General features: G+C 42.0%; 16 protein-coding genes. 11 read left to right on the plus strand and 5 right to left on the minus strand.

Annotated features, from left to right (window positions below; all coding sequences use genetic code 11):
* Positions 1–2: 2 nt before the first annotated feature.
* The 4 genes from G6Q48_RS14945 (at position 3) to G6Q48_RS14960 (ending at position 9,899) form a co-directional block, all read left to right on the plus strand.
* The gene (locus G6Q48_RS14945; protein ID WP_166267313.1) at positions 3–1,586 is read left to right on the plus strand and encodes a phage integrase family protein; all 1,584 of its coding nucleotides are present in this window, start codon (positions 3–5) and stop codon (positions 1,584–1,586) included.
* Positions 1,579–3,588 (plus strand): integrase, encoded by a 2,010-nt coding sequence (locus tag G6Q48_RS14950; protein ID WP_166267315.1) that lies wholly within the window; start codon positions 1,579–1,581, stop codon positions 3,586–3,588. The genes G6Q48_RS14945 and G6Q48_RS14950 overlap by 8 nt, the downstream gene beginning before the upstream one ends.
* Entirely contained in the window at positions 3,581–4,057 is a 477-nt protein-coding gene (locus tag G6Q48_RS14955) for a protein kinase (RefSeq protein WP_166267317.1), read from the plus strand. The genes G6Q48_RS14950 and G6Q48_RS14955 overlap by 8 nt, the downstream gene beginning before the upstream one ends.
* Before the next feature lie 73 nt (positions 4,058–4,130).
* Complete coding sequence (locus G6Q48_RS14960) at positions 4,131–9,899, plus strand: AAA family ATPase (RefSeq protein ID WP_166267319.1); 5,769 nt, start codon at positions 4,131–4,133, stop codon at positions 9,897–9,899.
* A gap of 262 nt (positions 9,900–10,161) precedes the next feature.
* On the opposite strand, the gene G6Q48_RS22820 is transcribed toward G6Q48_RS14960, so the two are convergent.
* Both G6Q48_RS22820 and G6Q48_RS14970 read right to left on the minus strand, forming a co-directional pair.
* Positions 10,162–10,422: a hypothetical protein gene (locus G6Q48_RS22820; RefSeq protein ID WP_166267321.1), complete on the minus strand. Its 261-nt coding sequence runs from the start codon at positions 10,420–10,422 to the stop codon at positions 10,162–10,164.
* Positions 10,423–11,090: 668 nt separating this feature from the next.
* Positions 11,091–11,300 (minus strand): IS3 family transposase, encoded by a 210-nt coding sequence (locus tag G6Q48_RS14970; RefSeq protein WP_166267323.1) that lies wholly within the window; start codon positions 11,298–11,300, stop codon positions 11,091–11,093.
* Positions 11,301–11,478: 178 nt separating this feature from the next.
* Here G6Q48_RS14970 and G6Q48_RS14975 point away from each other — a divergent pair, with 178 nt between their 5' ends.
* The 3 genes from G6Q48_RS14975 (at position 11,479) to G6Q48_RS14985 (ending at position 15,294) form a co-directional block, all read left to right on the plus strand.
* Positions 11,479–11,703 (plus strand): helix-turn-helix domain-containing protein, encoded by a 225-nt coding sequence (locus G6Q48_RS14975; protein WP_166267325.1) that lies wholly within the window; start codon positions 11,479–11,481, stop codon positions 11,701–11,703.
* Between the two features lie 142 nt (positions 11,704–11,845).
* Positions 11,846–13,945 (plus strand): RecQ family ATP-dependent DNA helicase, encoded by a 2,100-nt coding sequence (locus tag G6Q48_RS14980; RefSeq protein ID WP_166267327.1) that lies wholly within the window; start codon positions 11,846–11,848, stop codon positions 13,943–13,945.
* Positions 13,942–15,294 carry a DNA-processing protein DprA gene (locus G6Q48_RS14985; RefSeq protein WP_166267329.1) on the plus strand — a complete coding sequence of 451 codons (1,353 nt, stop codon included), beginning with the start codon at positions 13,942–13,944 and terminating at the stop codon, positions 15,292–15,294. The genes G6Q48_RS14980 and G6Q48_RS14985 overlap by 4 nt, the downstream gene beginning before the upstream one ends.
* 626 nt (positions 15,295–15,920) lie before the next feature.
* Here the strand turns inward: G6Q48_RS14985 and G6Q48_RS14990 are convergent.
* On the minus strand, positions 15,921–16,328 hold the full coding sequence (locus tag G6Q48_RS14990; RefSeq protein WP_102139104.1) for a helix-turn-helix domain-containing protein: 408 nt from the start codon (positions 16,326–16,328) through the stop codon (positions 15,921–15,923).
* 242 nt (positions 16,329–16,570) lie between these two features.
* Positions 16,571–17,743: an MFS transporter gene (locus tag G6Q48_RS14995; protein WP_166267331.1), complete on the minus strand. Its 1,173-nt coding sequence runs from the start codon at positions 17,741–17,743 to the stop codon at positions 16,571–16,573.
* A 331-nt stretch (positions 17,744–18,074) separates the two neighbouring features.
* Between G6Q48_RS14995 and ivbL the strand changes: the two genes are divergently transcribed.
* The 4 genes from ivbL to G6Q48_RS15015 all read left to right on the plus strand — a co-directional run bounded on the left by ivbL (position 18,075) and on the right by G6Q48_RS15015 (position 21,108).
* On the plus strand, positions 18,075–18,164 hold the full coding sequence (ivbL, locus tag G6Q48_RS15000; RefSeq protein WP_241098802.1) for an ilvB operon leader peptide IvbL: 90 nt from the start codon (positions 18,075–18,077) through the stop codon (positions 18,162–18,164).
* A 103-nt stretch (positions 18,165–18,267) separates the two neighbouring features.
* Positions 18,268–19,965, plus strand: coding sequence for an acetolactate synthase large subunit (gene ilvB, locus G6Q48_RS15005; RefSeq protein WP_102139101.1), 1,698 nt, complete (start codon positions 18,268–18,270; stop codon positions 19,963–19,965).
* A 2-nt stretch (positions 19,966–19,967) separates the two neighbouring features.
* Positions 19,968–20,252, plus strand: a complete 285-nt coding sequence (gene ilvN, locus G6Q48_RS15010) for an acetolactate synthase small subunit (RefSeq protein WP_102139100.1) — start codon at positions 19,968–19,970, stop codon at positions 20,250–20,252.
* A 193-nt stretch (positions 20,253–20,445) separates the two neighbouring features.
* Positions 20,446–21,108 (plus strand): hypothetical protein, encoded by a 663-nt coding sequence (locus G6Q48_RS15015; RefSeq protein WP_166267333.1) that lies wholly within the window; start codon positions 20,446–20,448, stop codon positions 21,106–21,108.
* Here the strand turns inward: G6Q48_RS15015 and G6Q48_RS15020 are convergent.
* Positions 21,105–21,662, minus strand: coding sequence for a helix-turn-helix domain-containing protein (locus tag G6Q48_RS15020; protein ID WP_102139098.1), 558 nt, complete (start codon positions 21,660–21,662; stop codon positions 21,105–21,107). The genes G6Q48_RS15015 and G6Q48_RS15020 overlap by 4 nt on opposite strands.
* Between the last annotated feature and the right edge of the window lie 115 nt (positions 21,663–21,777).

Genomic DNA, 21,777 nt, shown 5'->3' on the forward strand with positions numbered 1-21,777 from the left:
AAGTGAGTACGAACTTATCGAAAACACAATCTGTAGATCAGTCTTGGTCTGAGATGCAGATCTTGGTTACTCGAGAGGGGAAAACAATTGATATATCAGGCGATAAATGGTTGCTCCCCATAGTGATTCGTGGCCACTCAACACTCGATTTTGGCAAAGTCTCAAATTTACAGCTGAGAAATGCGTTGAAGCACTATGTGTCTGACCAAGTTAGACGTACTTCAACATCCGCTGGATACAAAGTTTTTCGTGATGTATGGAGACTAGTTCTTAGGGATTGGGGGAAAGATAATCAACCGGAAAGTGCTAAAGATCATCTTATTGATTTATTTGAAAACTCTATCAACATTCAGCGCTCTCGGCACAAGCTTTGGACAATGTATATGCCAATTCGGTGGTATATCTGGTGTTCTGACAACATTTCAGATAGTACATTTTCAGATGCATATGCCGCTGAACTTGAAGCAATGGTTATACCCGGAGGTCCAAAGGGAGAGGCAGTTAGGATGTCCGACCCCGATATGGGGCCATTACATAAATCCTTAGAGCTCCCTCTTTTGATTGCCGCGCTAAAAGAGGATAAGAGCCTAGAGTTTGAGCATCTCCAGCAAAAAGCTGTTATGGCTTTGTCACTAGCTTTCGGCCGAAACCCCGCAAACCTGACATACCTGAGGGAGGGTGATCTCGTTAAGCTTGATCCATCGAGCGAAGACCCCTGTTATATCATTCGGATGCCGCGTATTAAGAAGAGATTTGTTAATCCTCGCGATGACCTGATGGATGAATATTTAGATCCCCATTTCGGAAGAATTCTAGAAAATCTTGTCGAGCAAAATAACTTAGTGCCTCTTAGCTTTAAAGGTGCAGACTTCTCTACCCCAGAGAATAGACCTCTTCTAATAAAATCAGGCGGTAACCGCGTTGCTATGCTTTCTCTAGATGCAGAGAATGTTTTCAATATGACGAGTGGGGATATATCTCGTTTAATTACAGCCTTTATAAAACGTCATAACATAATTTCCCCTCTTACTGGTGAATTCATGCATGTCACACCAAGGAGGTTACGATACACCTTGGCAACAGGCCTAGCGACAGAGGGAATCAGCAGGCGTGAGCTAGCCAGGATATTAGATCATACGGATACCCAGCATGTAGGGGTATATTTTGATGTTGCCGGAAAAGTTGTTGAGCATCTCGACAAGTCGATGGCAAAAGGATTCTCGAAGTACCTCAATTTCTTCAAAGGTAAGCTTGTTGATAGTGATGAAGAAGCTATCAATGGTGAGAGAGATGACAAGCATCTAACGTTTGTAGATGATCAAAACCCTGCCGATCAAGCTGATATTGGTGTGTGTGGCGAATCCAGTGTCTGCCATTTTGATCCCCCTTACTCATGTTATTTGTGCCCCAAGTTTCAGCCTTATCGTCATGCTGATCATGAGTATGTTTTGGAATGCCTGCTGGCTGGTCGTGAAGAGCGTTTAAAAAAGTACGAGAATGCGCGATTGGGCATACAGCTTGATGAGGTAATCGCTGCGGTTGCACAAGTGGCTCAGCTTTGTGAAAAAAGGGGCATCAATGTCTGATGATCGCTCAAATCGCAAAGCCAAGGTTATCCCATTCATTGATCGCCTTGAGCGCGAAAGAAAGGTAAATATCCAAGCTTTAGTTAGTAAAGCTAAACTAATTAAGTTGGAAGGTTTTGAGTCGGTTATTTGGGATGATCCTGTATGGCAAGTCAATGCTGGCCGCCTAGTCAAACTTACGGGCAAAAACGCTAGAACTGCGTCGTTTGCTTTTACACTTCCCCTAAAATTCGGTTCAGTACCTCTACGTGATGACTGGGAGGAGGTTGTCAAAGCATTACTGATTCTTCGATTCCACAGAAAACATCAATCAACACCCAATCAGCGTAACTTCATTACCGCTGTTGGGTATATCTCATTTGCAGCTAACCAACTGGGGCAGGATCTGGCCAAACTCACGCCAGAAGCGTTAGACAATGCGTGTGAGTTAATTTCAAAACACTACAGTGACACTACTGCCTACAACCTTCACAAGCATGTAGCAGAGTTCGCTGGACACTGTGATGCTAATGGTTTGTGCAGGGTGCTGTTGCAGTATAAATATTCGAAGATGGTACGCCCGGTGAATACAGGAGGTCTGAATCATAAAAGGCTGGATGATCCTGAAGTTCTGGAGACCAAATCCGAGAAGCTTGTTGCTCCTGCCGTGTTTCGAGTTATCGGTGAGCTCTATTTGACGGTTCCAAAAGAGCATAAATACAGATTGTATGTCCTGATGTTGACTCTGCTTGCTTGTACTGGCCGCCGTTTTAGTGAGATTTCATTACTTCCGCTTCAAGAAGTTACGTTGGACGAAGACCAAAATGCCTTCATAGAATATTTCCCTCGAAAGGCTAGTCTCGGTGACCAATTTACACCTAAAAGAAAACTCTACTTACCTTCAGGGGTTGTAACAATAGTTAGAGATGTACTTGATGAGGTACGTGCGGCAACAGATTCGGTGAGAATTACCGCAGAGGAAATGCATCGTTCTCGCGGTCCAGATCTTCGTTTTTTGAATAAAATTCCAGATAAAAGAAAGTTATATATTGATGACCTGCTAAAGATGGGGATAAGCAGCAATACAATTTGTTCTACTGGATGGATTCGAAAGATTGGTCTTGTTTGGCAGGACCATGAGCGACTGACCAAGCAAGGAAAGAAGCCTAATAACCCTATTTGCTACACAAATAAAGATGGTGTCAAAGCGTATTGTTTTAGAGACTTTTCTGAAAAACTACTACGAGCATTCCATATTGATCAATTTGGTAAAGAATACTATCTGAAAGATCTTTTATTTATTCGCTCATTGGGACTTTCTACTGGAAGCTACGCTCACTGGTTAGCTACAAGCTGTAGCCAGTCTATGTTCACCACATTTCTCCGTTATTTCCCTGCTCTTGCTGCTGAATACGCTTCCAATAGTATCGAGGTAGATTTTACCAGTCACCACTTCCGCCACACGCTCAATACTTTACTTGATGAAGGTGGGTTAAGTGATCTTCTGCAAACCGAATGGTTTGGGCGAACCAATCCCAGGGACACCAAAGCCTATCAGCATACATCCCGCGAAAAACGTGCACTGATGCTCCGCGAAGATATCAAAAAAGGCTTGGTCGGTGGTCTATTGGCTGAGCAAATCAAAGTAGTTCCGGTAGAAGTACAGGATGCCATTCTTAAAGCACGAATTCAGGCTGTGCATGATGTCGGTACGGGTATTTGCGTCCACAACTTTTCTCAAACACCCTGCGAGCGCCATTTACAATGTCCGGCAGGTTGTAAAGACTACGTGTGGGTCAAGGATGATAAGGGTAGGCTGGACGAGCAAAAGCGCCAATATGCCCTTACCGCACTGGCCCGAAAAAATGCTGAGAAACAGTTAAGTAGTAACAAGCCCAAAAAGAGCACTGACTGGATAGCTCATAACGATAAAAAACTCAAAACGCTGGCTGTGCAACTGGCTGATAACGGGGTGGAGCACTTTGATCCCGAACAATATTTAAACGAGGTAGAGCATGGTTAAGCGCTTCAGGCGCATGTCCGATAGTGACATCAATACAGTCGTTGCTGATTTGGATCGCTGGGCACTCGGCGAGCTTGGAGCAAAACTCACCTGGGCTGTTCTAGAAGAACGTTTTGGCTTTAGTCGTCAGTCACTCCAAGCCAAGTCTGAGATTAAAGCCGCTTATGACAATGCCAAACAAGCATTGTCGGGTGGCCTCGTGAAAACCAAAGCGCAGGCAGCGAAAGAGGCGGAAGAGCTTCAGGTAGAGGTGGATCGCCTCAAAGCGGAACTAGAAGCCTATAAACGAAAAGAAGCTCAATGGCTGTGCCGCTGGCAGCAGATAGCCTTCCACGTGCGGCAGAAAGGTATACAGATGACTAGCGTTGATAAACCTACGCCAGAAGGGGCAGACCTGCCTTCAAATACTGAAGTAGCTCGAATATTACGGCCTTTCAATAAAGAAATTCCTCCTTCAGGAAGAGCCTAATGTTGACTGTTGATGAGGTGTACTTTTGGAGTGGAGTGGATGATTTATTGAATAAGGAGTGTTTTCGAGTCTTATGAGAGTTAAAAATTCTGCGATTATCTATACAGGCTATGATTATCAGACTTTGCAGGGAGTAAAACTACTTGCTGAATGGCTTCATAGTCCGACTAAGTATGTCAGGGTGGAATTTGAAGCCGATACAGATAGTAATGACACGCCTGAAGGTATAGATGATGTTGTCTGTGAGCGACCAGATGGTGTCAGAGATTATTGGCAAGTAAAATTCACCCCCTCTCCAGAGAAGGATGAAAACCGCCTTACGTGGGATTGGTTGTTGAATATCTCGGGTAAAACAGCTAGGTCTCGTTCCATTCTTAAAAAGCTTTATGATGCTATCAGTGCTGTGCCTGCTGAAAAACTCGGGGATGTTATTCTTTTGACCAACAAACGGCCGGACAGGTCGATGGAGTCCTGCCTGCAGGGTACGAAAGTAGACTTTAGTCAAATTGATAATGACTCACAGCTTGAGATTACTCGCCAACTAGGAAATAAAGAAGCTGCCATTTTTCTTTTTTCGAAATTGACTGTCCAGCATAGTGATGGTGACTATCTTGCGATAAAACGTAGGCTTCGAGCTGAGCTACTGAAATTTTCCGACGATACAGGCGTCGAACGGCTTGTAGCAAGAGCACGTGAATGGGCAATGTTTAAGGATAATCCACCAGAGCATGGTTGGATTTATCTTCATCATGTTAGAGAAGTCTTATCACCCAAAAGACCAGAGCCTATACCTGAAATATTTTCTGTGCCTGATGACTACTGCCTCCCCGATTCAGATTTTCACAATGAGTTACTTGCTCAAATTAATCGCTCCAATGGTGAAGTCATAACTCTAACGGGCAAGCCTGGTGTTGGAAAAAGTACGTATTTATCGTTTTTATGCCAAGAACTGGAAGATCAGGAGGTTCCGTTAATACGTCACCACTATTTCTTGTCGTTGGGAGATACAACTGAAGACAGGCTAAGCCCAAGGGTTGTTGCCGAATCTCTGTTACATCAAATCGATAGCTTTCATAAAGAGTCAAATGCAGATGCATCCAAACCAGAAAATTTGCGTGATGCATTGTTAACCTGCGCAAATTACTACAAAAGTAAGGGAAAACCATTTGTTGTATTGATTGATGGGCTGGATCATGTATGGCGAGATAATGCTAAAAATAAAAATCCATTGGATGAAACCTTCAGGCAATTGCTTCCTACAACAGACAACTTAGTTGTACTTGTCGGAACGCAACCAGTTGATGATGAATTGCTTCCTTACACACTGCTTACTTACTCTCCTAAGAATGAATGGCATTGGTTGCCTGAGATGTCTGGAAATTCGATATACGAATTTTTAAAACTTCATATTGAATCTGGTCGATTGTTCTTAAACTGTCATGAAAATCAAGTTGATGAAGAAATTCAGAACAGTGCTGGCGCTTTATTAGAAATAACAAATGGCTACCCTCTGCATGTAATTTACTCATCTGAGTATTTGTCTCATCATGGATTAGCACTTTCCTCTTGGCAAATTGAAAAGCTTCCTCCGTGCTCCGATGGCAATATTACTACTTACTATTCTGAGCTTTGGCGTAACCTCAACTATAGACAAAAAGACGTTCTTCACCTATGCAGTGGCTTTCAGTTTGCGTGGCCGAGACAGGCGATCGGTGCCGTTGTAAAAGACAATCATGAATATGCACCGAGTGTAGATGCGGTTGCACATATGCTCTCGGAGGGAATTTGTGGCGTAAGGCCTTTCCACGAAAGCCTAGTAGTATTTGTTCGAAACCAGGAAGAGCACCAACAGCGAATAAATGCGTTGTTACCACCTGTATGTGAATGGCTTAGTTCTAGCGCCCCAACACATCTCAAAGATAATTGGCTCTGGTCTAGTTTGGCTCGAGGTGGCGACTCTTCCAAGTTGCGACAGGGGGTTACTCGAGATTGGGTGCTTGATAGGCTTATAATTGGAATGCCTGTTAGATCATTTATTCGACTGTTATCTGAGGCTGAAACTTATGCTTTCCAGGCGCTTTGTTATGCGGAGGCATATCGACATAGAGCCCTAAAAACTAGGCTTATCAATGGCCCTGAATTTCAGACATGGGACTCCACTAACTTGGAGATGCTCTCGCTACTGCTCGCTGATGAGCAGTCTCTGAACGAAATAATCTCAGGACAAAACGAGTATTCACCAACCAAGTTATCTATATTGGCAATTGCATTATGGTATCGAGGGGCGGTTGCTCAAGCAGAGCTATTATCGCAGAAGGCAATTGATAGATATCGGGCTAAAACGAAACTCTTGTCTTCACGACACTCCCAAGATAACGAGGCTGAAGCAACTGCATTAATAAAAGCAGGAGTATTAACTGACAGTCTTAACTTTGATGCGATTTTTGAAGAAGGAAAATTCTCTAATTGGCCTGATGGATATGTGACTAGCTTTAGACGTGCATGCCGCGTAAAAAAAGAACTTGGCCTGCTCTTTAGGGCACGGCAGTGCTTGCCCCCTGGTTCAAACCATATTAGTAAAATCGAACTTGATGCAATTAGATTAAGTATAGTAGAGGGGGCTGATATTGCCTGTAGGCCAGAATATAGCTCTTTTTTATCGCAGCAGCTATCTAAATTCATAGATATTTTTTCTAAGAAAATATTCACCAATATTGAGACTCATTATTTTCATGGTCAGTTGTCGAAAGCCTTCAGAGTTGAAGCTGCGAGCAGCTACCATCGTTGGTTTTTTTCTTCACTTTGTGTCAGGTTAAATGCACAAGGTGACTATTCTTGGTTACCAGTAAGTGCAACCTCAGATAGAGTGGATGTCTCAGCTCATTATGATTTACTCAACGAGTTGGCAGATTTAGTCGCAAATGAAATTGTCGCAGGGAATACACTGAACTTTGATGTAGTTTGTGCGATGTTTCCGCGTGTTCCAATACTAGATGAGATTCAATGGGAAACACGGAGAGCCGACATAGCTTTAAAGCGTGATTGGATTGAAATTGCAGCCGATTGTCATCTTATAACAACCAAATCTGAAATTTCGCGTGATGAACTAAAGCAAACAGTTGACGATGGTTTATTTAGAGTGGACTGGCTAAGGCTATGGTATAAGGAAGCGGGTCTTAAGTTATTAGACGATGATGCCGCTGAGCTACTTATCGAGCTTGAAGATAATCGACAATTAAATGAGTTAGAGCAAACAATTGAGAATTCTAATGCTTATCTTGAACTAGCTCAAATAGCATTCCAACATGATAAATTAGCTCTTTTCGAAAAATGTTTGAGAAAGACATGGGACTTTGTGCTTGGTTACGGACATCACAAAGACCCCACCATCTTTGATGTATTGAAAGCTGTGGAATACCTTTCTGAATCTGATCCAGGTTCTGCCTTGGAAATATTAGAGCGAATATCGCCGATAGTTTTCAATATAACCGACTTTACTGATGGGGATGAAACTAGACACTCTAAGCATTCAATATCTTCATTATTAGCAAAATTAAACCCGCAAGCAGCTGCTTCAGTTTATGCGCAGGAGCTCAGCGATGGCGAATGGTATTATGCTGAAGAGACAATTTCTAGGTTGCTTGAAAGGTGTGATTTTTCTTCGCCGATTACAAAGTATTTATATCTTACAGGTTTACACTCTAGCTGCTACCAACTGCTCAGAGAAAAGATTGAGAAAGGAGAGCCTAATTCCATTTGTATTGCCGATGAAATAGAGAATTTTCTTGGTATTAATGTTCAAAATATGGTTGAAGAAAACCAGCCGTTAGCTAATGAACTTGATGAAAAAATTCCGTTGCAGCCATCGGATTATCCGCCTGAAAAGTTCGAAGAACTGACTGTATTGCTCAAAGAAAAATATAGTACCAGTGAAGTTTGGAAAACCTGGTACACATATTGGTGTGCTCAAGGCAAGGAGCCTGATTTATTAAAGCTGCTACTTCCACAGGTGTCGAAGTTTATTGATCGTTTTGATGATAAGCGATACTTGTTAGATCTTCTTTTTTTTAGTGTTAAAAAACTAGACGGTAAAACGAAAGCCTTTGATCTTTTGGTTGCGGCTCACAAGGCAATGGGAGGGTGGTCTGATTGGTATGAGCGTTCAGAAAATAGCCTTAATCGGCTTAAGATGGTTGCAGAGCAATACCCTAAGAAAATTGACGAATTTATTAAATTAACAACATCACAACCGGATAATTGGAAAGATAAGTTTGGCAACTTAATTATTCCGAATGATAAACTGGTTTTTTTGCTTTCTTATGGTGGGAGGAAAGATGAGGCGCTCAAGCTCACGTTAGAGATGGTTATAAGCTTGGAAGAGAGCGTTCGCAATCTTCAACTTGCAAAACCGGTCTGGGATTGGCGTCAAGATGACTCTCTCGAGGAAGCGATGCTCAAGACGTTAGTTTCAAGGCTAAAGTTACCTATACCCTCTGTAAAATTGTGGGTAATAGAACAGCTTTCACGACTTTTGATAGCCCAGCATTCAAGAGTTGAAGAGTTATTAAAGGAAGACTTAGCAGGTAGGAAGCAAGAGTCTGAGTGCGTAGAAGTATTGTGTGTATTTTTTATTGCGAAGTCTAAGGGTTATGTCTGTCCAAATGATCTGGGGCACTATGTAAAGGCAAGATCCGTACTGTCAGATCTAATACTATCGGAATTGCTATCGACCCCAGTAGAATTCGGGCAATATGTTTATCCATTTTCCCCTTTTATTATTTTGGATCATGACAATAATAGATTCGAGTATTATCAGGGCAGCCATGTTCCTCGTGTGTACTATTCTTGGCTGGAAAAAGAAGCAAAAAGAACCCGCTTACCCTTTATAGATCACTACCAAACTGAGTGGAACAATACATTCGAATATCAACCATCAACAGCAACAACCATTGATTACTTTTTTAGCAGCGATAGGCAAAGAGCTACTGGGCAATTCTATACGCAAGCAAGTCATCGAGGCCGTTCTGCATATCTTAGGACAATAGACCTAGCCAAAGAATTTTACGGCATGCCGGATTCTTATGCGAAGTATCTATCCATACCAGCACTACCTATCGAACCTGCGTATATGGAGCTTCGCCCTCAAAAACCTAAATGGTTGCCGGTTTGGAATGGTCATAATTCCCCGAATGAAGCTAATTTAACCAGCTATGTTAAAGAAGGATTAGCCAGCTTTAAACAAACAGATGGCAGTAATGACCTTTTAGCATTTTCATTACCCATAAAAATTGATGACAATAACTGGATTGATCTGACTGTTGTAAAGGTGAGCGCTGAAATTGAGCTGATGCCTGACATGCAGGTAAAAGAGCGTTCTGGTTGTTTGGCCGTTGGTAATCTTTTGGATAAGGAGCTGTCTTATGAGTTTGGTTATAGTCAGATGCCTAAAGTTCCTATAATGGCTGGCACTTCGTATCCATTTATGAGGTATGGACACTGGCACTCCGATCTCGAATCACGAGGGTTCTACATTCCCAAATGTACTAATGATGGTATAAATATTGTCGGCTCATCTTTCGATGGTTTGTTTATTTACTCTGTCGATGGTTCTAAAGTTGGTTTTTCATCGTTTTGGTACAATAACTGGCAACCTATTCACCCCAGAGGGATTCGTTCTCTCTGTGGAACTTATACAGCAGTTAGCAAGGAAAAAATTGAGGAATGGCATAGCTTAAGTGGAGCAGAACGTAATGGCGGTTACTTATGCAAAGCCATTCTGTGTACAGCTGAAGACAACTTTAGGGAATTTAATGAGCAAGAGATTGAGTTTTTTATAGTTTGATTTTTACGAGTTATTTCACATCATAGAGTTAGCAACTCATCATCCCGATGCTGAGCTTGCGTGACTATAAGGCCGAGTTGCTGAAGCCCTTTACGGGGTGACAGTGATGAACAAAATGCTGACGCTCGGTTCGCCAGTTGGTCAGCAAAGGCGGCAAGCCCTCTAAGGGACTGTATTTCCTTGCCTGATTTAGGAATCAACGCCAGCTTGACTTGTAGTGAGACCAGCGAAGCATTAACTTTCACATGTGAAAGTTAAAGATTCATAGCTTAAAACCGTGATGTGAGCCGTCTGGTAGGTCAACATGAAGGTGAAGTTTACCTCCATCTGATTCAACAAGCTGCTTTAATCGCTGTAAGCTATTGATTGTGTAGTCATCAATGTGGCAGTTTGTATCTGCCCCAATACATTCTAATAACTCGATTAAATGGATATGGATTAGCTGCCTCGAAGCGATTTCTTTTGCGGAATCAACGAGCTCTTGAGGTTGTTCTGCAATGATATCTTCTAATTTTCTGCTCATTTTTTCGGCCTTTGGGTTGAGCTGAAAAACTTTCACATGTGAAAGTTTTTCCTAGAACAGTATGTGTGGGTATTTTAACCATTAAAGAGAAGTAAAACCAATTTTTCCTTGGCTGAATAAAGCTTGTTACCCCACTTACCATCGAATCAGCATACTTTTACTCTATTCCCTAACATGGAATCTTTTGCACCCCAAAAGGGCAATTACAGAGTTTTACTCGTCTGGGCGTCTGTTGTACTCTTTACTTATCGTCAGCGCTTGCTGGCTATAATGGTAGCTGGCCCAAAACAGCAATATATTAACCTAAGGAGACAATCCCTCTAGGGTACTCTTACATAATCATTGGAGAGAGGCATGACCAACCGGGTACTCCAAGCCCCGTTTGGTTTTTTGTTGAACGGGTGCTGTCGCTGAAAGTGTCAAGTTATTATCTTTACGTTTAGCGGGTAGCAATCCTATAGCACTAGCCCAGAATGTTGACAATATTGAGCTTAACTTAACAAAATTGGGTTGTTGTTACAATAAAAGTCAATATTTTCAGTGGCTTGAGATGTTTTTGCGTTGTGTTATGTGAACTACCGTTCTAGGATTTATCTTGGAGTTATTTTTAATAAATGAAAATTAAAGTCCTTTAATTGTGAAGTGCCCATAAAGTTGGACATTTTTAGCTAAGCGGCTTGTAAGGCCTGATTTCGATATTCAACCGGAGTCAGGCTTTTTAGTTTGGAGTTGGCCCATTTGGTATTGTAATACTCTATATATTCGTCAATTTTTTCAGTTAGTTCATCGGTATTTTGAAAATTATGTCCATGGTACATTTCTGGTTTTAATAGTCCGAATATGTTTCCAGTAGTATCAAAGTGGATTTTACCAGTCACAACGTCCATCACATAATCAATGGATTGGTCAAAAACATACCTGTCAACTATTATAAGGCAGACTACCAAAGAATGTTTGGTGATCAATAAGACTGAAAGTTTTTCTTACTTGATCTCCTTTCCAGATCCTATATATTGACATTTTGGTACTTTTTCGACATTGGTGAAGAATCTCGTCATGAGTAACCCCATATTGACTATCAAAGACGTGGCCGATTACCTCAAGGTGAATGAACGAACTATATACCGTTTGGCTGCAAGTGGTGAACTACCAGGCTTTAAAGTTGGTAACTCCTGGCGATTTAAACAAAGCGAGCTGGAGCAATATATCGCCGCCCAGCACAACCGAGCAAGAGTGAGTGAAGTCATTAAATCAGCAAGCAGTAGTTCAGACGATAACTAGAAATTTGGCCCGACGGCATAACTGGAAAACATCGAAGTAATTGAAAAACGACTGTGAAAATCTGCTGATGCCCTAAAGCCCACGACTAGCTACGGCTCAAACTTATGAGTAACGAGCTAACCATGTAAATCAAGGAGTGATCATGAATCGAGCCCAAGCCCAACAATTACTAAAAGCTGCCTTAGCTAATCCTGCCGCCGAATTCCGCGATGGCCAATGGGAAGCTATTGATGCATTGGTGAATCATCGTCAAAAGCTGTTAGTGGTGCAGCGCACCGGTTGGGGTAAAAGTTCGGTTTATTTTATTAGCACCAAAATATTCCGTGATCGGGGGATGGGACCGACTATTATCGTTTCGCCTTTGTTAGCTTTGATGCGTAACCAGATCGAATCGGCGCAGCGTTTGGGTATTGTCGCCGAGACCATGAACTCAAGCAATCAAAACGATTGGCAGGCGGTGACCCAGCGGGTTCTGAATAATCAAATCGATTGTTTGTTGATTTCCCCTGAGCGCTTGACCAACGACAACTTTATCCAAACCGTGTTACAACCCATTGCCGATCGTATCGCTCTGATGGTGATTGATGAAGCGCATTGTATTTCGGACTGGGGTCATGACTTTCGCCCCGATTACCGTCGAATAGTGAATATTCTTCGCCAGTTGCCTGCCAATACGCCGGTACTGGGGACTACAGCAACAGCTAATAACCGTGTAGTTGAGGATATTCAAACTCAGCTTGGAACTATTCAAATCCATCGAGGCCAGTTGATCCGAGAAAGCCTTGCATTGCAGACTATGATATTGCCCGACCAGGCTTCTCGATTGGCTTGGTTGGCGCAGGTGATACCTACATTACCGAACACAGGTATCGTTTACACCTTAACAGTACGGGATGCCGAACAGGTAGCTGAATGGTTAAGTGATAATGGCATAGACGCCAGAGCTTATCACGGCAGCGTTAAAGCAGATGGTTTTGAAAATAGCAACTTATATCGACAGTATCTGGAGGAACTGCTGCTCAATAACCAGTTAAAGGTATTAGTAGCTACCACAGCCTTGGGGATGGGCTACGACAAACCGGATTTAAGTTTTGTTATTCACTATCAAGCGCCGGGCTCTATCGTTGCCTATTATCAGCAGGTAGGGCGCGCCGGTCGTGGTATTACTTATGCTGTAGGGATGTTGATGTCGGGTGTTGAAGATCAGGATATTCATGAATTTTTCCGCGACTCGGCTTTTCCTTCAGAGGAGCATGTTAATGAGATCTTGTCAGTTCTAGAGCAGAACGATGGTGTGTCGATCCGTAGCATTGAGGAGCAAACCAACCTTCGGCATGGCCAGATTGAAAAAGTATTAAAGCTGCTGAGCGTGGAAAACCCTGCACCTGTCATTAAAGACGGAAGTCGTTGGGTTAGAACACCGGTTCGTTACCAAATGGATCATGCCCGAATTGCTCACTTAACCGGGCAGCGGGAGAACGAATGGCAAGAGGTTCAGGCATATTTGAATGATACTGGCTGCAAAATGACTTTTCTGCGCCGGGCGCTGGATGATCTCGATCCTACGCCTTGCAATAAATGTTCATCTTGCCTAGGGCAGGCCGTCATCAATACTCCGATTGATCCTGCTTTGGTGCATCGTGCAGGTACCTTCCTTAAGCACGCGGAAATGGTGATTACCCCTAAAGCACAAGTGGCGGCCAATTCCTTTCTGGATTACGATTTTCATGGTAATCTACCCCAGCAACTTCGCGCACAAGAAGGCCGTGTTTTATCCCGCTGGGGGGATGCTGGCTGGGGTAGTACGGTTGCTGACAACAAGCATGCCGGGCGTTTCAGCGATGAGTTGGTTGAAGCCATGGCGGAAATGTTTCTTCAGCGCTGGCAGCCGGATCCTGCGCCACAGTGGGTGTGCTGCGTGCCATCGCGTAATCATCCTGAACTGGTACCGGATTTTGCACGTCGTCTGGCTGAACGATTAGGTCTACCATTTGTGGATGCAGTTAGCAAAGTCAAAGACAACCAGCCGCAAAAAGGCCAGCAGAATCGTTTCCATCAATGTCGCAATCTAGATGGCGCGTTTGCTGTAACTCAGCTTTATAGGGAACAGCCAGTTTTGTTAGTTGATGACATAGTAGACTCCGGCTGGACGCTGACGGTCATTGCAGCACTCTTACAGCAAGCAGGCAGCGGAGTAGTTTATCCTGTGGCACTAGCTTCATCTTCGGTGAAAGACTCATGATTGAATCCACTCTATTGTCACCTACGGCGCAAGCGACCTTGCTGCTGACCAGTTATTTTTCGAAAACTAGTAGCGAAGCTGCCAAGCCGCTGACTAATACGGAGTGGGGACGCTTTGCCTTATGGCTAAAAGAAAAGTCCACCACTCCCGCCGACTTGTTGATGACTGACCCGAAAGCATTGCTGCATGGTTGGTACGATGCGCGTATCAGCATGGAGAGAATCATTGAATTGTTGAGTCGTGGCCATAGCCTTGCACTGGCTATGGAAAAATGGCAACGGGCTGGTCTCTGGGTTGTAACCCGCTCAGATCCAGAATATCCAAAACGCCTAAAGCAACGGTTGAAAACCGATTGTCCGCCGGTGTTATTTGGCTGCGGTAATAAATCCTTGTTAAATGCAGGTGGCTTGGCGGTTATTGGCTCGCGAAATGCCAGTGAGCCTGATCTGGCCTTTACCGAACAGATAGGAGCGAAAGCCGCAGTAGAGGGTATTGCCATTGTTTCTGGCGGTGCACGGGGGGTCGACGAAACGGTAATGCAGGGTGCCATCAAACAAGGTGGAGTGGTGATCGGCATTATGGCCGATAGCCTGCTAAAGGCATCAACCAGCAGAAAGTGGCGAAAAGGGGTAATGGATGGTCATACTGTGTTGGTATCGCCTTTCTACCCTGAGGCAGGATTCAGTGTAGGTAACGCTATGGCCCGCAATAAATATATCTATTGTCTTGCGGATAGCTCTCTGGTGATTCACTCAGGTAAAAAAGGCGGTACACTAAACGGTGCAGAAGAAAATCTGAAAAAAACATGGGTGCCTCTGTGGGTTAAACAAACGACTGATAAAGATGCCGCGAATGCCGATTTGGTTGCCAAAGGTGGTCGTTGGCTGGAGGCAGACTCTCAAGCCTTCACTATTTCCGATTTAATGAGTAATGAAGGTGGCTGTGAGAATCAGGTAGAAGGGCAGATAGGCGATTTATTTTCCATGCCTGCTCAGTCGGAATTGTTTTTTCAGCCTCAGTCTAGTCCTGAGCCACAATCTGAGCTTGAAGAAGACGTTATCGAGTCAGAGCGTGAAATAGTCGTTAGCAAAAGTCAGGCAAATATTGAGACTATTCCAGAGCAGGCAACCAAAAGCGAAGCTACGCCAGCAGGGCCTGTCGATTTTTATCAGCTGTTTGCCTCCGAGCTTCAACAATTGGCTGAAAAGCCAGTTACCCTTGATACGCTAGTTGAAAGCACTCAGCTTCATAAGTCTCAGTTAACTGAATGGCTGAAACGCGCTGTTGATGATGGCGTGGTGAAGAAGCTCAATCGTCCGGTACGTTATCAAGTTAAGAATAATAAATAGAGGGATTTATTCATGATTATGAATAAATAGACGCTAGTTCAGGAAGTCATCGCAGTATAGTGGCCTGATTTTGGCTCCACAGTTAGTTGAGCAAAAATACTAAGGTTTGATATAGAGTTGAGGGTAAGAGTGGAAAATGGATTTTTTCACTGAGATCTTACTAGAATATGATTCAATGTTTGTTAAAAACAGCCCGCTTTCGAATACTTACCTATTTGATTTTGAGGGAGCAGCCTGAGTTGAGAAAGTGCTGTTAATGAAAGTGTCAAGATTCTACCTTTACGCTTGGGACAAATACTCCCAGAGTACCGGATCAGAAAGTTGATAATATTAGGCTTAACTAAACGGTTTTTTCTCTGCTTTATGTTAATTACTGTTCTACTTTGTTTGCTTATCAGAGTATGCAAATAAAATAAATAATAAAATTATATATCCAGAAAATTATTTTTTTTATTAATATGGTAAACTAAATATAAAACTAAAACCTTAAGAGTTTATTAATCTTAAATTAAGAGTTTCTTAAATGAATAGAAAATAAAAAAGCCCTAGTAATTAACTTACATAGGGCTTTGTATTGGTAGTGTTATTAAAAAAGGAAATATAAATTTTATTTTCATATTAGCGTATCAAGCTACTTTAGGTTCCAGTAGTAATGGGTCATTTTGACTTTCACCGGACAGTCGGTAGATTGACGGTGATGTACCTAAATAAGCTCTAAATCGCTTTGCAAAAGATTGCTGGGAGTCAAATTGGTATTTTAATGCAATATCAATAACCTGGAGTTCGGTGGAACACAGGTCTTTAGCGGCTTCACAGATCCTCCTTCGGCGAATATATTCACCTAAAGGCATACCAACGACTTTTCTAAATACTCTTTGTAAATGCCATTTTGTATATCCTGATTTTAGTGCGATATCATCAAGTAATAGACGACTGGTTAAGTTCATTTCAATCCAAACTAATATTTCATTAACAACTGTAGATTGAAATTCTGTGTATTTCCCATTGCAGGGAACAGGGATTTCTTTATACATAATATCTTCCTATTAGTTACTTTTTAATCTTATCCCTCATTCAGCCAATAGCCAATAAATAAATAGTAAACAAAGTTGAATACAGTTTGTTAATTGGCAAAATAGACAAAATACCGATTTTTAATTAGTTTATAGCCAGTGGAGTTTATCTTAAGGAGATATATTCATCATGATATCGATTAATAATAGATAAAACTATTAGGCTCTCTGAATATAAAACCATCGTACAGTGATGTAACTTTTCATTGGCGTTTGGGGATATATTTTTTGAGCTTCCAAAAACTAATTAAAATGGTGGTGGAAATGACTACAGATAGGGCATTCATCGTCTGCCAACCGAATATAAAGAAAAGAACTCCTGCCCCTAAGCTACCTATTCCTCCGAAGAAATAGATAAGAAAGTCGGTCATTCCTTGCACTTTAGCGCGTTCATGAGCTTCATAGGTATGTGGTAATAAGTTAGTGGTGCTAATTAAAATTAAATTCCAGGCGACACCGACAAAAATACCAGCCAACAAATAATTGTAAAAATGGTTACCTAGCAGGTTCATAGTAGCTGATAAAATTAACAATATGATACCGCAGAAAATAATGCGTTTTGCCCCTAAATGATGGATTAATGTTCCAGTGAAAAATGATGGTGCAAACATACCTAATACATGGAATTGAAATACAATCGCAATAGAGGAAAAGGCGAAATCATGTTGTTTCATGGATAACGGTATTGAGGCAAAGGTGAAAACCACAATGGCATATCCAACCGCGCTAACAATGGCGATTAATTTTAAAATAGGTTGTGAATACAATGCACTGTAGTTGCGTTTGACTAACGCTTCATCCGATGGTGTTTTCTCTATTTTCTTTAATGGCACAACTAATAATAGAATGAATGCGACCACATAGATGGCGGCTAATGTGATGAATGGCCCTGCAAACGGGTGCTCTGCAAAAAATCTTTGGGTAGTAATGGCTAATGTTGGGCCGATTAAGGCGGCTGCGATACCTCCGCTCATGACAAGGCCAATAGCTTTTGCTCGCAAAGAAATTGGTGCTTCTTCGATAGCAGCAAAACGGAATTGTTGTGCAGTACCAATAGCAATACCAGTGAAAAATAACCCGATGGAAAAATAAACTAAATGGCTTTCTATCACGCCCAGAATAGAAAAGCCTGCGCCGATTAACCCACCGATATTACCAATAATAAAGCCTACTCTTCTCGAGTACTTTTGCATTAAAAACGCGATCGGAATAGTTGCTAAGATTAAGCCAACGTATTGGCTTACCAGTGGAATTGTCGCATACGTTGGGTTGATAGCCAGTTTTTCGCCAATAACCACTGCTACAGAAAGGACAATAGCATTTCCTGTGATAAATAATGCAAGTGTGATGGTTAACCACCAAACGGATTTTGGCATATATCCCTCTGTTTATTAATTAAAAATCAATTAGTTAATGTTTCCATCAAGGGCAAACCCCCTTGAGTTGGAGTAAAGGATACAACTTAAAGTTAACTTTAAGTCAAGGTTTTTGCTGGGATTTTGAATGGTGATTAATTCTATATTTTTTTATTTTTCTAGATAATATCTCTACTGGAATGGGGTGTGATGAATGTCGCAATTACCATTCCTTTGGAATAAAACAAGAAAAAATGATTGTCATGCTACGAAATTTATGTTTTCTTAAGAAAAGAAACTGAAAAATAATAATCAATAAATTAGACAGACTAAACAGGAAGAACCCGTGAACATGACTATTCATCATTCCAACCTACTACTAACCGCGCCACGTGCCGCGGTGGTCGTGCGTGTGGTGGTGGTCGTGGGCTTAGCGCCGTAACGGGTACAAATCAACGTAGATTTAGAAACCCCGCCGGCGCAAACCGAGCGGGGTTTTTTATCACTTCTCGCTCGAGTCCGCAGGCTAGCAAAGGATAATTATGATGAGCGAATCGGGCACCACAACACCACATAAAACCCGCTTTACGGGTGCAGAATTAATCGTACATTTACTGGAAAAACACGGTATTACCATCGTTTCTGGCATTCCTGGGGGAGCGGCTTTGCCTTTTTATGATGCATTAGGGCAAAGCCAGAAAATCCGTCATATACTGGCTCGCCATGAGCAAGGAGCAGGTTTTATTGCTCAGGGAATTGCGCGTACCACAGGAAAAGCCGCAGTTTGTATCTCTTCAAGTGGGCCTGGGGCAACAAACTTAGTGACTGCTATTGCCGATGCAAAACTGGATTCTATCCCGCTGGTTTGTATTACGGCTCAAGTTTCTTCGTCAATGATTGGCACAGATGCTTTCCAAGAGGTTGATACCTATGGCATTTCGATTCCAGTGACGAAACATAATTATTTGGTTCGTAATATCAATGAATTGCCACAAGTGATTTGTGATGCTTTTCGTATTGCAGAGTCAGGCCGCCCTGGACCTGTTTGGATTGATATTCCAAAAGATGTTCAAACTGCCACAATTGAACTAACTGAAATACCAGAAGTATTACCGAAAGATAAAGCTCCTGCTTTTGACATGGAAAAAGTTCTGCAAGCGGCTGAAATGATTAATAACGCGAAACGTCCAGTATTGTATTTTGGTGGTGGGGTGATTAGCTCCGATTCTACAGAAACGGCAATCGCATTTGCGGAAAAAGCCTCATTACCAACAACCATGACCTTAATGGCACTTGGTACTATCCCGATGAGGCATCCGTTATATTTAGGTATGTTAGGTATGCACGCTGCGGCAAGTACTAACATGATAATGGAAGAATCGGATCTATTGATTGTTATTGGTGCACGCTTTGATGATAGGGCGATAGGCAAGGCAGAGAAATTTTGTCCTAACGCGAAAATCATCCATGTGGATATCGATAAAGCAGAAATCAGCAAAATTAAGCGCCCAGATATCGCTATTCATGCAGATGCGGGGCAAATATTGGAGCTGTTATTGCCTTTGGTTGAACGTAATGAGCGCGCTGATTGGATGGCGCAAGTAAATCAATTAAAAGAGAAATATCCACTGAATTTCAGTGATGCGGATAACCCGCTGAATCACTATGGCTTAGTTTTGTCTACAGCACGTGCGGCAGGTGAAGATGCAATTGTGACAACGGATGTTGGTCAGCATCAAATGTGGGCAGCTCAAGCTTATCCTCTGTCTCGTCCACGTCAATGGCTGACATCAGGAGGGTTAGGTACCATGGGGTTTGGTCTGCCTGCTGCGATAGGCGCGGCGTTAGCAAAACCTGAAAAAACGATAGTGTGCTTTTCTGGTGATGGCAGTTTGATGATGAATATTCAAGAACTGGCAACCGCAGCGGAACATCAGTTAAATATCAAAATCATTTTAATGAATAACCAAGCATTAGGAATGGTTCATCAACAACAAGATTTATTTTTTGAAAACCGCATATTTGCTGCAGCTTATCCGTACCAAACTGACTTTATCAAAATTGCGGCAGGGTTTGGTTTGCAAACTTGCGATTTAAATAATGAAGCAGACCCTGAAATGGCGTTAGAAGCGATAATGAATACCAAAGGTCCATGTTTGATCCATGCCTTGATTGATGTTAATCAGAAGGTATATCCAATGGTTCCACCGGGTGCAGCTAACATTGATATGATTGGAGCGTAATTATGGTATTTGAACATCATCCGATTGCTTTAGAGCTAATTGTTCGTAACCACCCAGGTGTAATGTCACATATTTGTGGTTTATTTGCCCGTAGAGCATTTAACGTTGATGGCATTCTCTGTATGCCGATTAAAGATAAAGATGAAAGCCGTATATGGCTATTAGTACAAAAAGATGAGCGCTTGTCGCAAATGATTAACCAAGTTGAAAAACTAGAAGATGTTCGAGAAGTACGCTTTAGTGATGATTTGCGCCTCTTCGAAACAATGGAAAGTTATTTGCAGTAATTCTGAGATTAAGTTTATGACCGAATAGCCCATTCAACTGTGTGGGCTATTTTTGTTTGATATTTAATCATAGTGATAAATAGGGTTTCCTAAAGCGAACGAAAATGATATAAATTCAGTTGCTGAACAATAATTTTTCGAATGTATTGTGGGTTTCTATTTGGTAAATTGAATAACAAACAGGTATAAATCTATGCAAAATAACATCTATTTATCGAACACTTATCAGTATGAAATCGAAACTTCCTTACTGGCGCAAGGGGAAGATGATGAGGGGCATTGGGTTGCTTTAAAAGATAATATTTTCCACCCACAAGGTGGTGGGCAACCCATGGACACAGCTTGGGTGAATGATATTGCTGTTCGCATTAAGAAACAATTGGGTGGCTTGATTGTGGCATACTTACCAGAACATGTCATTTTGAGCCAAGATAGCAATGTGGTTGCAAGGGTCGATAAGGAAAAACGTCAGCGTTATGCGGCGCTACATACTGCTGGTCACTTGCTGAATTGGGAATTACGTCGCTTTGGTTGGCTTGCACAAAAAGGCCATCACTTTCCTGATGAATCACGGGTGGAATTTAGCATGATGGAAGGGGATGTCACGCCTTTTGAAGAGCTAGATAGCCAATACATTGAAGATATTGTTAACCAAAGCCTTCATAGTGGGCGAGCCGTTGCAATAAAGCAAAAGGGAGATTTGCGGATCAGCTATATCGACCAAACTGAAGAAATGCCTTGTGGTGGAACACATGTTTCTTCGCTAGATAACATTCAGCATTTTTCAATTAAGTCGATGAAATTTAAAAAGGGGACGTTGCGCATTAGTTATGATGCACAACATGCCGCAATTTAAACGCTATCACTAAGGTGAGAGTAAGTCATGACGACGGTTGCTTGCAGCTCTCCCTCCATACAGAGATAACTATGTGGGAAATCACCACTGAAAGCATAAAAATCTCCCGCTTCTAAGACGATATTTTGGTCGTCATGTAGCCGTAACATGAGTGAGCCAGAATTCACCATAATGTGTTCGTGGGTTCCACTCATATGGGCGGGGCTATTAATGATAGCGCCTCTCTTCATGGTTAATTGCCAAATTTCAGAGATATTTCCCATGCTAATGCGAAACTTAAACTGTTGTGAATACTCTTTTTCATTGGGAGTGGCTTTGAGAAAATAGGGATAGGCCTCATGTTGCCGTGTAAACAGATCGCTTAGTGGAAAGCGCAGGGCAATGGCAATCGACTCTAATGTATCAATGCGTGGGTTTGAATCGCCAGATTCCAACTTGGATAAAGCCGCTTTCGAGATCCCCGATAGACGAGATAGCTCGTTTAGTGAAAGATCTCTTGCTTGCCTAAGTAAACGAATTTTCTGCCCGATTTTTAAATTAATTTTTTTATCCACAATGTGTCTTTACCTGAATTTTAATTTATTGTGCTAGTTCTGTATCACTCAGTGAAGCAAATTATACACTCTTAGTTGTATATTGTATTTAAAGTGGCTATTTTGTTTTTTGATA

Source organism: Providencia sp. M-27 (assembly GCF_011077905.1).
Taxonomy (GTDB): domain Bacteria; phylum Pseudomonadota; class Gammaproteobacteria; order Enterobacterales; family Enterobacteriaceae; genus Providencia; species Providencia huaxiensis.

Bases quoted from the DNA above. Each gene is read 5' to 3' on its own strand.
- G6Q48_RS15015 (WP_166267333.1), top strand. From the start codon at position 20,446: ATGCAAAATAACATCTATTTATCGAACACTTATCAGTATGAAATCGAA.
- ilvB (WP_102139101.1), top strand. From the start codon at position 18,268: ATGAGCGAATCGGGCACCACAACACCACATAAAACCCGCTTTACGGGT.
- G6Q48_RS14990 (WP_102139104.1), bottom strand. From the start codon at position 16,328: ATGTATAAAGAAATCCCTGTTCCCTGCAATGGGAAATACACAGAATTT.
- G6Q48_RS14975 (WP_166267325.1), top strand. From the start codon at position 11,479: ATGAGTAACCCCATATTGACTATCAAAGACGTGGCCGATTACCTCAAG.
- ilvN (WP_102139100.1), top strand. From the start codon at position 19,968: ATGGTATTTGAACATCATCCGATTGCTTTAGAGCTAATTGTTCGTAAC.
- G6Q48_RS14950 (WP_166267315.1), top strand. From the start codon at position 1,579: ATGTCTGATGATCGCTCAAATCGCAAAGCCAAGGTTATCCCATTCATT.
- G6Q48_RS14985 (WP_166267329.1), top strand. From the start codon at position 13,942: ATGATTGAATCCACTCTATTGTCACCTACGGCGCAAGCGACCTTGCTG.
- G6Q48_RS14960 (WP_166267319.1), top strand. From the start codon at position 4,131: ATGAGAGTTAAAAATTCTGCGATTATCTATACAGGCTATGATTATCAG.
- G6Q48_RS14995 (WP_166267331.1), bottom strand. From the start codon at position 17,743: ATGCCAAAATCCGTTTGGTGGTTAACCATCACACTTGCATTATTTATC.
- G6Q48_RS14955 (WP_166267317.1), top strand. From the start codon at position 3,581: ATGGTTAAGCGCTTCAGGCGCATGTCCGATAGTGACATCAATACAGTC.
- G6Q48_RS22820 (WP_166267321.1), bottom strand. From the start codon at position 10,422: ATGAGCAGAAAATTAGAAGATATCATTGCAGAACAACCTCAAGAGCTC.
- ivbL (WP_241098802.1), top strand. From the start codon at position 18,075: ATGACTATTCATCATTCCAACCTACTACTAACCGCGCCACGTGCCGCG.
- G6Q48_RS14980 (WP_166267327.1), top strand. From the start codon at position 11,846: ATGAATCGAGCCCAAGCCCAACAATTACTAAAAGCTGCCTTAGCTAAT.